Raw genomic sequence first — 13718 nt, forward strand, 5'->3', positions numbered from 1 at the left:
CAGGGAAAACCTGGCGGCGAGAAATCGCAGGCACCCTGGCAAAAGCCTCACTTTCCGACCGACGCCTTCTCGAATTTCCCCTTCAGCCTTACCACTTCATCCGCCGTCCGCCACCGCCAGCCACGCATTGATATAGTGCTGCGGCCCGCAGACATGGCCGTAGCGCCTGCTGTCACAGCCCCGTGACGAGGCAAGACCGTCTCGCCGCTCAAGGCCGATAGTCGCCACGTCAGGCCGACAACCTTCCTGAGCCTATGGTTCAGGAAACCAGAGGTACAATCATATGACCATTTCGAGCGAGATAAACCGATCCGGCCCGTATAATGGGGACGGCGTCACCATGGCTTTCGAATACCAGTTCAAAATCCTGGAGCCCCATCATCTCCAGGTGATCCGGACGGACGCATCTGGCACGGATTCGATCCTGGTACTCGACGCCGACTACACAGTGACCGGCGCTGGCAACGATGGCGGCGGCAGCGCGGTCATCGTGCCGGCTCCGGCGGACGGCACCAGGATAACTCTGCTGCTGGACGTGCCCTTCACTCAGGAAACCGATCTGGAAAACCAAGGCGCCTATTATGCGGAGACAGTCGAGCAGGCGCTTGACCTCGTCGTGATGAGGCTCCAGCAACTCAAGGAGAGAGCGGCCCGTGCAGTCACCATCCCGCCGTCGTTCGATTCAGCAACGATCGACAAGCTGATTGCGGACGTTCTGGCGCTCAGCGGCAAAGGCGATGCGCTGGAGGCCGTCGCCGCCGTCTCGCAATACCTGGAGACTGTGGCTGATATTGCCGATGACATTCCCAATGTTGCCGATCTGACGCAAACTGCCCAGCAAAAAGCCGCTGAAGCGGCTCAGTCGGCGACGGACGCAAATGCCAGCGCTGGCCTTGCGGCCGCCTATGCAACGAATCCGGAAGATACTCCGGTCGCTCGTTCGGGAGGGCTATTTTCAGCCTTTCATTGGTATCGCAAGACGCTCGCGATCTACAACGACGTTGCCAATACCCTTGCCGGCTGGCTTCACGGTGCAGCAGCAAAGACCGACATCGTCGATGCCGACGAATTCGCCATTGCGGACAGTGCGGCAGGCTGGGGTCTAAAGAAGGTTCTGGCAAGTAGTGTTGTCAAATATGTCTGTGTTGCTACCGGACTTGATTTCTTTACAGGATTCATCCCCGCTTATGCCGGCGTTGCGTCCGTAACCATCGCCCCGGGCGTTGGCTGGTTTGGCGGCAAGAAGCATCAGACAACCCTTGTGACGGCAAAAACGCTTGTTCAGCTACTCGATACGGGGGCTGTGCAGGCGTCAAAAACCTATTTCCTGTATGCCATCAGGAATTTATCAGATGGCACCACAGATTTCGTCATGTCGCTGTCGGGATCAGAGGCAGGAGTCACGAAGCCGGCCGGGTGGGAATGCTTGCCCGGGAGCCGCGTCGGCCTCGTCATCACAAACGCATCGGGGAATATCGTTCCGTTCTGGCAAACGGGCAACGAGGTCAAAACCGATACCTATACGTGGTTCACGGCCAACGCCAATGTGCAGGGCTTGGCAATACCGAGCAATATCCCTGTGGGACTGAGTGTAGATGTCTGGGTGCTGATTGACACCGTTGTTGCAAGCACGGGACAAGACTGCCTCGGGATTGTCTCAGATGCCGCTGCTGCCAGCTACACAACCGGTGCTGCCCATCAAGTGCGATGCCGATCGCGCTCAGGCAATGATTATCCCGACCAAAGTGCTGCAGCAGGCAAGGCGCGCAGCAATGTTAATGGTCAGCTCTGGAGGTACGCCGCGGTGACAAGCACCGCCTGTTCTGCCTCCTTCTTGGTATGCGGCTGGCATGATTACACCTGCAAGAGGCTATTTGCATGACCACTGTGTACGTTCGCTACGATGGAGCCGGGACGATCCTCGAAATATTCACCCGTGATCAGCCCAATTTGGATCTCATCGCTCATGACGACCAAGAGCCCGCCATTGCGAAATACCTTCGCGACCCAACGGGATCGGAAGATCGCTTCCCTCCCCTCCGGAAGTGGCAGCTCTGGCTAGCCGCTCTCGAACTCGAACCGCCGATCTTCAAGGCCGATGTCCTCTCGGCCGTCGACCGCTTGTCCGATCTGTCGGCGAAGGACAAGGAAACGGTGCGCATCATGATCGAAGACGCACAGGACTATGCGCGCGAAGATTCGCGCATTGATCTGCTCGCGGTGGCCATGGGCATTCCGCCAAACCAGATGGACGATCTCTGGAGATGGGCGGCACTGATCGAGCCTGCGTGATGTGAGCTATCGTAAAACAGCCGGCGGGCCGGTTTAATCCGGCCCCGCTTGCAATCTCCTCATTGCGGCAGCAGCCTCCCCGGTCTGCTCGGCCATCATAAGGAATAGTCTGCATCGAGGCGCCAGCCGAGCCCGCCATAGAAGGCCTTGGCCCGTCGACATCCGACACGGGCACGACAATGATCTCCAGCTTCATCTCGCTCCTGCCTTGCCGGTCTTATTGCTTGCGTCGCTCATGATCTTCCCCCTCCAATCGTCACTACAACGGTGTTGGTGACGGCGATGCGGCGAAGGCATCGCCCGTCCCACTCTACCACGTTGCGGGCCGAATGATCTCTGCTCACTCTTCCCGCGGCATCGCCTTGATGAAATCGATGAAGGCGCGCAGCGGCGTCGGCACCAGGCGACGGCCGGGATAATAGAGGAAGGGGCCGGAAAAGCTCTCCCACCAGGGCTCCAGCACCGGCTCCAGCGCGCCGCTCTCGAAACAGGGCCTCAGCCAGTCCTCGAAGGTGAAGATGACGCCCGTTCCGGCAACCGCCGCATCTATGGCGAGATCGGTGCCGCCGCCATTCTGGACGATCAGCGGGCTTGGCGGATCGACCTTGACAAACTCGCCGTCGCGCTCGAATTCCCACACCGGGATGGCACGGCCGGCAAAACGCCCGCGGATACAGGCATGGTGGAGGAGATCGCGCGGATGTTCCGGCCGCCCATGTTCGGCGAGATAGGCAGCTGAGGCGCCGCCGGCAAAACGTTGGATGCGCGGGCCGATCGGCACCGCGATCATATCCTGCTCCAGCCGCTCGTCATAGCGGATACCGGCATCGCAGCCGGCGGCGATGATATCGACGAAATTCTCCTCGGTGACGATTTCGAGCCGGATATCCGGGTAGGCTTTCAGAAACGGCGGCACGATGCGCGGCAGCACCAGCCTTGCGGCACTGACGGGCACATTGAGCTTCAGCGTGCCGGCCGGACGATTGCGAAAATCCTTGACGAAATTAAGCGCCGCGTCGATCTCGCTGAAGGCGGGGCCGAGCCGCTCCATCAGCCCGCGACCGGCCTCCGTCGGCACCACGCTGCGTGTCGTACGGTTGAGCAGCCTGACACCAAGCTCCGCCTCCAGCCGGCGCACCGCATCGCTGAGCGCCGATGAGCTCATATGGCCTGCCCGCTCGGCCTCGCGGAAACCGCCGGCTCTCGCTACGGCGACAAAAGCTCTGACATCGCTGATTTCAGGGCCGCCCTGCTTCATATCCCCGCCTCAGATCATTGTCCTTTGTGCCGGACAGCCTGTCCGGATTATAGCCAATTGCCGAAGCAATGTTAGAGGCTTATCTCCGTTCTCACGTCAACGTGGCCTTGCCTTCAAACGGAGATCCAGAATTCATGTCTACTGTCGAAAAATCCGGAACCTTCAAACTCGGCGACCGCATGGTAAAACGGCTCGGCTATGGTGCCATGCAGCTTGCCGGCAAGGGCGTCTTCGGCCCGCCGCGGGATCGAAACGAAGCGATCGCCGTGTTGCGCGAAGCGGTTGAAAGCGGCGTCGACCACATCGACACCAGCGATTTCTACGGCCCGCACGTCACCAACCAGATCATCAGGGAAGCGCTGCACCCCTATGGCGAGGATCTCGTCATCGTCACCAAGGTCGGCGCGCTGCGCGGGGCCGACGCTTCCTGGAATCCCGCCTTCTCGAAGGAAGAGCTGACGGCAGCGATTTACAGCAACCTCAGGAATCTAGGCCTCGACGTCATCGAGGTGGTCAACCTGCGCGCCATGTTCGATGTGCACGGCCCGGCCGAAGGCTCGCTCGAAGCGCCGCTCACGGTTCTCGCCGAGCTGCAGCAGCAGGGCCTGATCAAACATATCGGCCTGTCGAACGCTACGGCAAAACAGGTGGATGACGGCCGCAGGATCACCGAGATCGTCTGCGTCCAGAACCAGTACAACCTCGCCAACCGCGGCGATGATCCGCTGATCGACAAGCTCGCCGCCGAAGGCACCGTCTACGTGCCCTTCTTCCCGCTCGGCGGCTTCTCGCCCCTGCAGTCCTCGACGCTCTCTGATGTCGCTACCCGCTTGGGCGCCACGCCGCTGCAGGTGGCCCTCGCCTGGCTCCTGAAGCGCGCGCCGAACATCCTGCTGATCCCCGGGACCTCCTCGCGCGGCCATCTCAGGGAGAACCTCGCGGTGGCCGACATCGAATTGTCGGCAGACACGATGGCGCAACTCGACGGCATTGCCGCAGCGAAAGGCGCCTGACCCTACGTGAGGAGCCGAAACGCGGCGGATGTTCCGCTGCGTTCGCCGACCCCTTCTTCGCGGCCCTTCCCAGATTGACGAATCGCCACGGCATCGACATCTTTCTTGTCAGGCGTGGCCTGCGCCCAACCTCCAGCGATCCTCCCCGGCAGGGTCTTCAAAACGGAGGCAAAGGGACTTCCGTCTCGGGTTCGAAAACCTAGGTCCGACCGCTCGGGCGTGGTTGCCGGGGAACATGCGTCCGTGACGGAAAGGCCAGACCATGACCCAGAATGGAAATCTCAAACGCAAGGTTCGCGCCCGCGCCGCACGAACCGGCGAATCCTATACTTCAGCCCTCAGCAATATCCGCAAGAAGCCGACGGATGAGCCCGCCGGCGAATCCCTGCGGCTGGCGGTCGCCCAGACTTCGGTCTGCCTGGATCCGCGCGATGCCGCAGCATTCCGCGCCAACGGCGCCGAGACGCGCCACCTAATGCGCCAGGCGAGCAAGGCCGGCGCCCGGCTGATCCACTTCCCGGAGGGAACGCTCTGCTTTCCCAGCAAACGCCTCCTCTCCGAAATCGGCCCCAGGGAGATCGGCGCTGCCGACTGGAGCCGTTACCAATGGGAGGTCCTGTGCGAGGAGCTGGAGGAGACGAGAAAGCACGCAAAGAAGTTGAAGCTCTGGACGGTCTTCGGCGCCCCCCATCGGCTGACCCCGCCGCACCGGCCACATAACAGCCTCTATGTCATTTCCGATCGGGGCGAACTGGTGACGCGTTATGACGAGCGCCTGCTTTCCCACACCAAGATTTCCTTCATGTATTCGCCGGGCAGGATTCCCGTCACCTTTGAGGTGGACGGCATGCGCTTCGGCTGCGCTGCCGGCATAGAGTCGCACTATCACGAGATCTTCACCGAATATGAGCGGCTCGACGTCGATTGCGTGCTCTTCGCCACATCCGGCGAAGTCCCCTCCGCCGCCCCTCCCTTCGCCGCTGAAGTCCTGGGAGTTGCGGCCAGCAACACATTCTGGGTGAGCTACGCCGCCCACGCGCCGCAAAGCGTCATCGCCCCCTGCGGCATCGCCGGCCCCAAGGGCCAGTGGGCAGCTCGTTGCCCTGATGATGGCAGACCCGGCATCGCAATTGCCGAGATCACCACCGACCCGGCCAATCTCGCCCGCCCCTGGCGGCGCAACGCCCGTGGCGATCTCTACCGGCCGCACCAGATCGAGGGGGATCCGAGAAGCGACAGCCGCGAAGCCTTTTGAAACCCATCAACGGACCGGCGGGCGCCCTGCCCGCCGGCGCTCGGTTCCGCCTGCCGATCAGCCATCTGCCGGCGGTGCGGCGGCCTTCGCCCGGCGTCTGTTTCGGTAGAACCAGACGACAAAGGGCGAAGCAATCAGAGCCAGGAAAAAGTTCTGCATCTCCTTGATGATGATCTCACCGCTCGTGACATAGGGGTGCGGAAGGCTGCCCTTGATGAAGAGCACTGCTGCAAGGCCAACGAAGGCGGCCAGCACCGTCAGCAGCCATATGGCAAGCGAAAACAAGAAGCCCGTGGGCAATGCCTCCGCTCCGACAGGCGATTGCAGACGTAAAGAACCAGCAAGACGACGATAATTTCCATGAACCCCATGGTTGCACTCTCCCCAATGTTTCACTAATTGCCATCCGGCGCCTCAGCTTCGCAATTTTCGATGCAATGCCCCGGAAACAGCATCCGTCGCTGCGAGGCCGAAGGCAGAAAACTCACGATCGTCAGCTCATCGAAATAGAGCGATACGGAAATCTCGACTGCACCCGGCGGCAGGCTTCTCAGATAGGCCTTGGCATCAGGGAACGCCGTTTCCGGCGGCAGATCCATTGGAACGATCGTCACCCGCTGCAGATTCGGATTGCCGTCCGCCAGATAACGCGAAAACCTGTTCAACGCCTCCTTGGGACCGAGATCATGAACCGCCTTGACCACATCGATATCCGCGTTCTTGGTCGGGAATTCGACGAGGTTGCTGACACCACCATTGAAAGTCTTCGTTGCTCTGACCGTCGGCCAGAAGGCGTGAGGACCAGACGGCGTGAAGAGGGCGAGATATGCCCTGCCCTCCACCATTCCAATCTCATACTTGCCGACCTGGCCGAGAACCCTTGCCTCGTCAAAGCAGGCGGCCTGTCTTTTGGCATCGCCACAGGCATACCAGCCCTGCCGCGACAGGATGCTCTCGTAGCTGTCTCCCGCCCTGATGCCGAAGAGAAATTCCGGCGGGAAACGGGTGTCCTGACCGGCAACTCCCAAAGCGAAGGAGACGAGAGAGGAAGAGATCGCAATCACGGCCGCGGCCAGCCGATGGCCGAAATTCTTCGAAAACATACTGCCCCCGTTACGCTCACGCTACGCTATTGAGTTAGCCCACGTGAAGGAGCTCGCCCCTGTACTGCGCATAGGATACGGCAAGGACGACGATCATTCCGCTAAGCAGGCCAGCGAATGGCCGTCCAGGCCGGCGTCGGAAGGACCGGACGACTGAGAACACGATCAGGCCCAATATGAATGACGGCGCCGCGCCGCCTATTGTCTCGCCGATAAATCTGGGCAAGCCAGCCGCCGGATAGGCACCAACTGTGATGAACCTTGCGATTTCGCAGACCAGCGCGACCGCAGCCAGGATCGCGATTGCCAATCTGCCGCTATTGCCTCCGGCCGAAGCCCCACGCACATCAGTCTCGTTTGCCATCGGCATTTCCCCCCGATTTATAAAACAACCCTTGCGCACCTAACCCTGTCTCTCGACCGAATGGGAGACAGTCATGGATAGCATGCAGGACAATAACGCCTTGTCGCGGAAGCGGGACCAGCAGGCCGCAGCCACCGCAAGCAGCATTATTCAATCCTCGGATGAAAATCCAGATGAGGTTGCGGAAAATCTTAGTCTCGCGCGTAAGTTATCGGAAACGACCGGAAAAACCGTCCCCCCACAGATGATCACGGGGAATCGCGAGTTTGTTCAGGGAATTATCGACGCCGAACGCAACAGACTGGTTCTGTCGATGTCGCCGCGGACGGCGACCTGGTGCAGCGAGAATCCCACGGCCGCTCTTCTGGCGAAGGATGATGTCTACAACCTATGTTCCTTCGAGGAGATGGCGCAACGGTTCGGCCAGAGGCCAAAGGGTTTCGGTGACGTAAGGCCTACAGCGGAGGGGCCTACCGGCCCCTCTACGATTCCCGGTATGCCGTCTGCTAAACCTCCCGGCCCCGCCTCGGAGCAGCCCGCCCCGTCGTTGGAGCCGGTTGTACCTACAGTCCAACCCGGCAATCCGCCACCCGAAGAAGTCAGCAATCCGCGGCCTGCGTCTCCATCTGCCGGGCCAGCGAGCGCGAACGCTCAATCTCCCGATCCGCGTGAAGTTTCAGTTCAGCCCATCCCGCAGACCGACGCTGCACCTTCGGAAAATATAGCTCTAGGTGCGCAATCTGCCGTTTCGCCCTCTGATCCTCCCGCCGGATCGAGCGAGCAAGTCGGCGAAGACGATCCCCGCGAGAAAACCAGGAAAAAAGATGCGCTGATTGAAAAAATCATCGACGCGAGAGACGCAACCGACGAACAGGCCGACGCGCTGAAACAGGAGCTCTACGCACAGGACGCGCTCGATGCCGCCGACGGCGTATTCTATCTGGACGCGCTTCGCTCGCACGGCACCACGCCGGAGGAAGTCCGCAAGTTGCTGGCATCCTCTTCCAGCGACATCGTCAAAAGAACCGAAGAATTCGGGCAGAACCTGGTGGAGGTACCGAAGGGCGCTGCCAGCGCCGCCGTGACGGCAACGGGCCGTATCGTCGAAGGCACCGGCCAGCTTATGTACATCCCCAAATCGGAGGAGGAGCTCGCCCGCATTGACAGGATTTCCAAAGCAGCAAGCCTTTCAGACAAGGATTATGCCCTGCTGGACATGGAACTTGACAAGCTTTCATGGTTCCAAGCGGCAACTGCAAAAAGAGTCTTGAGGGACGTCCGAGCGGGACGCCTGACCGCCGACCAGGCAAAGGCACGGTTCGACTCCACGTGGGACAATCTTTCCCAGTACCTTCAGACCCAGGGTGCCTACGTCGGAGACTTTGGCGAAACTATTTTTCGCCCGGCAGCTGGGTACGAGAACAGCTGGGGTCGCATGACCGGCGAAATTTTGGGCGCCAATCTTCCCAACATTGTGGCAACCGTAACGATTGGACGCTTCGCCGGTACTGGAGTGGAGTTCCTGCGCGCTGCCGGCGACGGTGCTGCTGCCGCGAGAAAAGCCAATCTCAGCGAAGGTCAGCAGAGCCTCGCGGCGTGGGCTTACGCCCCAACCGCACTTGTCGACAAGATCCCTTTCGACAGAGTGTCGTCGCCAGTCCTGAAGCGCGTGTATTTGAATTCGTTCCTGCAGAAATGGATCGCTGTAGGCTTCAAGGAAGGTGGAGCACAGGCGTCGCAACTCGTCGCACAGAATGCGGCCAAGCACTATTTCATCGATCCGAAGCAGGAGTTCTCCGAGAAAGTTGCTGCCACCTTTGTCGCGGGAGGCGTTGCCGGCATCGGCAAGGAAATCATCCAGGATGCCGCCACTGTGGCTTTGAGGATGCTCACGCGTGGTCGCGGTTCCCTGCACATTTCCGCATCAAAACCCGAAGCGGCGATTCAGGACCGCCAGCAATTTGAAGAACTGGCGACGACAGCAGAGTCGTCTAAATTTCGCCAGCGCGACCCTGAAGGGCATCGAGAGCACACCGCAGAAGTGCTGAAAGACACCAAAGTCGAGCACTTCTACACGTCGCCCGAGAGTGTGGACAACTATGGAAAGGCGACAGGCGCGGATCCGTTCGGGCTGAACGGCACTCCCGCCATGCAGGTGGCAAAGGATACCGGCAGCGATCTGAAGATGCCAACCACCGACTACCTGGCCAAATCCACTCCTTCCAAAGCGGACGCGGACTTCAGGGACAGTATGCGATTCGGCGCCGACGCCCTCAACCATTCCGAAGCCATTGCTTCGCATGTCGGCGTGCCTGCGCCCGGTCTCAATCCGAGAGTTAAGCAGAACGGCCCCTACATCGCCACTGGATACGTGGGCAACCAAAAGGTCGATGACTACGCGGTTTCGCATTCTCGCAATGCCGATCCCACCGCGCAGAAGATGGGGCGCGTCGCGAATTCCGGAAACACGAAGCGCTACCCAGACGGGCTGAGCATCAGGAGCCCCCACCAAACCCGTGACCGCTAGTCGATTTGCCGAGAGGATCCCCATTGAACAATCTGACCGACGTTTCACCCACGAGCGAGGTTCTGTCCGCTCAGCCTTTACCCGATAGCCAGACAGCGGAAGCATATATTCCCACGGCAACCAGCGCTCTCTTTACCCGTCCAAATCGTAATCCGAATTCCGGTCCGCACATTCCGAACGGCGCCGACGGCGTTGCGATCCTCGACATTTTTCGCAAGCCGGATCTCTCTACGGTGCTGCGTGGAACAAGCCGCTACTTCCTTCAAACCATGCAGGACATGGCGGCACACGATATCCCCATCGTGACCGAAGATTTCGCCCATCTCGAAAACTGGTGGCGCGCAAACGCCCGCGCCATCGCAGCCGATTCCGTTCGCGCGGCATCCGGTATCAAAGTCACCGCAAAAGACGTACTCGCCGTCCTCGACCACGACACTACCGGCAGTCTTCATAAAGACGCCGCCATCGACGCCGGCATGCAGTCCCATTTCGCCCGCGCCGCCGAAACCTATCTGATTGAAGCCAAAGCACCCTCACCCGAGATGCGCGGCGTCTTCGAGCAATTCCGCGACTGGTTGCTCTCGATCTACCGCCGCCTCGTCGCCCTCGACATTTCCCTCGCCCCCGACATCGCCGCCATCTTCTTTCGGATGCTCGCCAGCGACACCGCAATCGAGATGGCGGAACAGAATGTCGGCGGCGATGAACCCGTCTTTGCCAATGCGCAAGATGCCGGCCTGACACAGCCGCACTACGATCGGCTGCTGAAACTGCGCGCGCTGGCCTCGCAGGAAGCAAAAGCCCGCCTTCTGCGGCAGATGATGGAGCCTGTACGGCGAGAGGGGCAGAAGGCTTACAAAGCGGAAAAAGCTGCCGTACAGCGCGAGGTCGAAAAAGAGATCGACGCCACCGGCCTCTACCGCGCCACCGAATGGATGGCGAACCGCCGATGGCTCGATGCGCAAACACCGCCACCATCAGGTGACATCCGTTTCGACAAGGCCACGCTCGTGGTGCGCTATGGCGCCGCCATCCTCGAAGCCCTGCCCCGCGGCAAGCACTCCCTCTATGCCGATGACGGCGGACTCGATCCGGATATCGTCGCCGATCTCTTCGACCTCGGCTCCGGCGATGAGCTGGTGGCGGCCATGACGCTGGCCCCGCCTCGCGCGGATGCGATCGCTTTCGAGGTCGACCGCGTGATGCTGCAACGGCACGGCGACATGCTGATCGATGGGTCTGCCGAGAAAAGGGCAATCGCCGCCGTGCATAATGACAGGCGGGCGGAATGGCTGGCGGCCGAATTGCAGGCGATCGTCGAGGCCGCCGGCAGCGGCGAGGCCCTGACGGCGAACGAAGCCAGGGCCTATGCGCTCTCGGCAACCGCGGGGATGGAGGTGGCCGATGCCATGGACGGCGCGCGCTTCCTCGCGGCCGGCAGGCGTACCGCTATCGAGGCTATCAGGCTGGGTAACGAACTGGCGCAGGATGAGGCATGGCGCGAGAGGGCAAGCCGCAAAGCTGCCGGCGATGCAGACGCCGCCCCTCATGGACAGGACGAGCGTATCGCCAGGTTGATCACCGCCAAACGCCGCCAGCTTCTCAATCACGCGATCTATGCGGATAGCCTCGACATTATCGGCGAGGTGGAAAAATTCGAGGCCGAAGCGCAAAGCCTCGTAAGCGGCCCCGCGCGCGAAAGGCTCGCCGCGGCCGTCCTTCGAGACAACGGCCGTATCGATTATGTCGGCGCGATCGACACCCTGCTCGACCGCTACGGTCTCGGAGGGCGGGCGGATCGTCAGACCGGAGGTCAGCCGGGTGGACAGGGTGATCCGCGCATCGCCCTCAGAAACTACATGATGGCCATGAAGGAAGCCGGCAGGGAAAACGAGCTTGCCATTGCCGATAGCGTGCTGATCGCCTCCGGGCGCCAGTCCTACAAGGAGATCACGCTGGAGCGTTTCCGCGCCGTCATGGCGGCGGTGAAGAACCTCGAACATGCCGCAGAGCGCGCCAGCCGGCTGACCAATGCCGATGGCGATGCGGATTATGACGAGATCGTCACCGCGCTCGCCGATGCCATCGGCAAAGCCCCACCACCGGCTGCCTCCGTTTTCCTGGACCTCCCGCACCTCGACCCCGCGCTGGAGGCGAGCACACAGCTACGGCAGATCGGCGGCATTGCATACCAGGCCATCAAGACACCGCTCGATGCGGCCGCAGACCGGCTTGCGTTACGCCGGCAGAAGGCCGCCACCGACCTGCAGGCGCTCTATGATGTCTATTCCCCAGAAGAGATCAGCGAGATGGGCAAGTCCCGTTATATCGCGGCCCTTGGCCAGTCCCTGTCGAAATGGGAGGCGATCGCCATTGCGCTCAATACCGGCAATGAGGCGAACCGCCGGCGCCTGACAGATGCTCGCATCCCCGGCGCGTTCGATGAAGCCGGGCTTGCCGCCGTGCTCGCCTCACTGGATGCGCGCGATGCGGATTTCGTGCAGTCCGTGTGGGATTATCTCGCCGCCTTCCAGCCCGATATCGCCGCGCGCGAAAAGCGTCTGACCGGCGTCGCACCGCGATGGGTCGAACCCACTCCCGTCACCATCGCCGGCAGGGCGCTGAAGGGCGGCTACTACCCGCTGGCCTATGACGGCGCGGATGCGGCGCCGGACCGGGCGCAGGCGCTGGCATCAGGCCGCGTCGCCAAGTCGCAAACCGAGGCCGGCCACGGCCGGTCCCGCACCGATCTCAAGGCCCGGCCGCTCGATCTCGATATCGCCGTGCTGCACCGGCACGTCAATCATCTGCTCTACGATCTCGAATTCTGCGAGCCGCTTGCCAATGCAAGACGCCTGCTGGACGATCCAAGTCTGGGGGATGCCTTCGATCGGACCAAAACCTTCGTTGTCGCGCACCGCCTGAAAGTCTGGCTGGACGAAACCGGCGCGGGCGAACTGCGCGCCGCAGACGGCATCGGCCGCATGGCCCGCCTGACGAAAAAGAACGCCACCGCAACAAGCCTCGCCAAAGATCTCGCGACAGCGTTTTCGCACCGCTACCGGCTGGGCGACATCATCGCCGCAACAGGCAGGGGCGATTTCGCCACGGCACTTCAAAGTGCCTTCCGCCCCGGCATCATCGACCAGGTCACCATCCGCTCATCCCTCATGCTTGGTCGTCAGGCCTTTTCGGATGCCCGAACGGCGTGGAAGACGCTGACCGGCTGGCTTGAGGGGACGCTGCGATACTGTTTCATCGAAATACCGGCCTGGCTCGCGCATTATCACAAGGGGCTCACGCAATTTGGCGGGGATGAAGCGAATGCCATTGCCTATGCCGATACCGCCATGGAGCGGGCGATATTCAACCCGTTCCCGGCCCATGCCGACGGGGACGAAACCCAGCGCCTCTTCAAGGCCCTCGGCGCGCATCTCGCAGAGAAGTTCAGGGCCAGCGCCGCAGGCGTAGATCAAAGCGCTGAAGCCACCGATCAGGATGCCACCGCCCGGCAGAGCATTGCGCTTGCCATGGATATGATCGCGCTCGCCACGACGGACAGGGTGTTTACCGCCGTCCTCGGCGGACACGATCATGACGCGACGTGGCCGGCATATCTGGCAGAGCATACCGGCTATTCAGTCATGGCCGCCCTACCCGAGATCCGCGATACGCAAAGCCCGCCCTCCGGCACGGCGAGCGATGCAAGGGCGCTCGTAAAGGCCATCCGCCCGCCGCGCGGCGATCTTGGCATCGGCAACGAGCATATCACCGAAATCCTCGAAGCCACCGGCCTGTCGGCGGAGTCGCCCGCAGACGCGATGCTCAGCACGGCGAATGCCGGCCTGGCAAAGATCGCGGTGCGGTGATTTTCGCTCTCAACCTTCCGCACCCTATCCATGATGC

Annotated in this window: 10 protein-coding genes and 1 pseudogene; 6 read left to right on the forward strand and 5 right to left on the reverse strand. The window is 61.4% G+C overall.

Annotated features, from left to right (window positions below; all coding sequences use genetic code 11):
- Window positions 1-283 precede the first annotated feature (283 nt).
- Window positions 284-1882, forward strand: coding sequence for a hypothetical protein (locus tag FHT92_RS10400; protein ID WP_183824572.1), 1599 nt, complete (start codon window positions 284-286; stop codon window positions 1880-1882).
- Window positions 1879-2292: a hypothetical protein gene (locus FHT92_RS10405; protein ID WP_183739847.1), complete on the forward strand. Its 414-nt coding sequence runs from the start codon at window positions 1879-1881 to the stop codon at window positions 2290-2292. The genes FHT92_RS10400 and FHT92_RS10405 overlap by 4 nt, the downstream gene beginning before the upstream one ends.
- 101 nt (window positions 2293-2393) lie before the next feature.
- Here the strand turns inward: FHT92_RS10405 and FHT92_RS29270 are convergent.
- Window positions 2394-2529 (reverse strand): annotated as a pseudogene (locus FHT92_RS29270) (glyoxalase); the annotation flags it as partial.
- 103 nt (window positions 2530-2632) lie between these two features.
- A complete protein-coding gene (locus tag FHT92_RS10410; RefSeq protein WP_183824575.1) occupies window positions 2633-3550 on the reverse strand; it encodes a LysR family transcriptional regulator in 918 nt (305 codons plus the stop codon).
- A 134-nt stretch (window positions 3551-3684) separates the two neighbouring features.
- On the opposite strand from FHT92_RS10410, the gene FHT92_RS10415 reads away from it, so the two are divergent.
- Window positions 3685-4563, forward strand: coding sequence for an aldo/keto reductase family oxidoreductase (locus FHT92_RS10415; RefSeq protein WP_183824578.1), 879 nt, complete (start codon window positions 3685-3687; stop codon window positions 4561-4563).
- Window positions 4564-4825: 262 nt separating this feature from the next.
- A complete protein-coding gene (locus tag FHT92_RS10420; RefSeq protein ID WP_183824581.1) occupies window positions 4826-5818 on the forward strand; it encodes a carbon-nitrogen hydrolase family protein in 993 nt (330 codons plus the stop codon).
- 57 nt (window positions 5819-5875) lie between these two features.
- Here the strand turns inward: FHT92_RS10420 and FHT92_RS10425 are convergent, their stop codons facing one another.
- The 3 genes from FHT92_RS10425 to FHT92_RS10435 all read right to left on the reverse strand — a co-directional run bounded on the left by FHT92_RS10425 (window position 5876) and on the right by FHT92_RS10435 (window position 7285).
- Window positions 5876-6118, reverse strand: a complete 243-nt coding sequence (locus FHT92_RS10425; protein WP_183824584.1) for a hypothetical protein — start codon at window positions 6116-6118, stop codon at window positions 5876-5878.
- Window positions 6119-6213: 95 nt separating this feature from the next.
- Window positions 6214-6921 carry a hypothetical protein gene (locus FHT92_RS10430; RefSeq protein WP_183824587.1) on the reverse strand — a complete coding sequence of 236 codons (708 nt, stop codon included), beginning with the start codon at window positions 6919-6921 and terminating at the stop codon, window positions 6214-6216.
- 34 nt (window positions 6922-6955) lie between these two features.
- Complete coding sequence (locus tag FHT92_RS10435; protein ID WP_183824590.1) at window positions 6956-7285, reverse strand: hypothetical protein; 330 nt, start codon at window positions 7283-7285, stop codon at window positions 6956-6958.
- A gap of 73 nt (window positions 7286-7358) precedes the next feature.
- Between FHT92_RS10435 and FHT92_RS10440 the strand changes: the two genes are divergently transcribed.
- The gene (locus tag FHT92_RS10440; RefSeq protein WP_183824593.1) at window positions 7359-9812 is read left to right on the forward strand and encodes a hypothetical protein; all 2454 of its coding nucleotides are present in this window, start codon (window positions 7359-7361) and stop codon (window positions 9810-9812) included.
- 23 nt (window positions 9813-9835) lie between these two features.
- Window positions 9836-13681: a hypothetical protein gene (locus tag FHT92_RS10445; RefSeq protein ID WP_183824596.1), complete on the forward strand. Its 3846-nt coding sequence runs from the start codon at window positions 9836-9838 to the stop codon at window positions 13679-13681.
- Window positions 13682-13718: the final 37 nt, after the last annotated feature.

This window comes from Rhizobium sp. BK377 (assembly GCF_014193935.1).
In the GTDB taxonomy this organism is placed as follows: domain Bacteria; phylum Pseudomonadota; class Alphaproteobacteria; order Rhizobiales; family Rhizobiaceae; genus Rhizobium.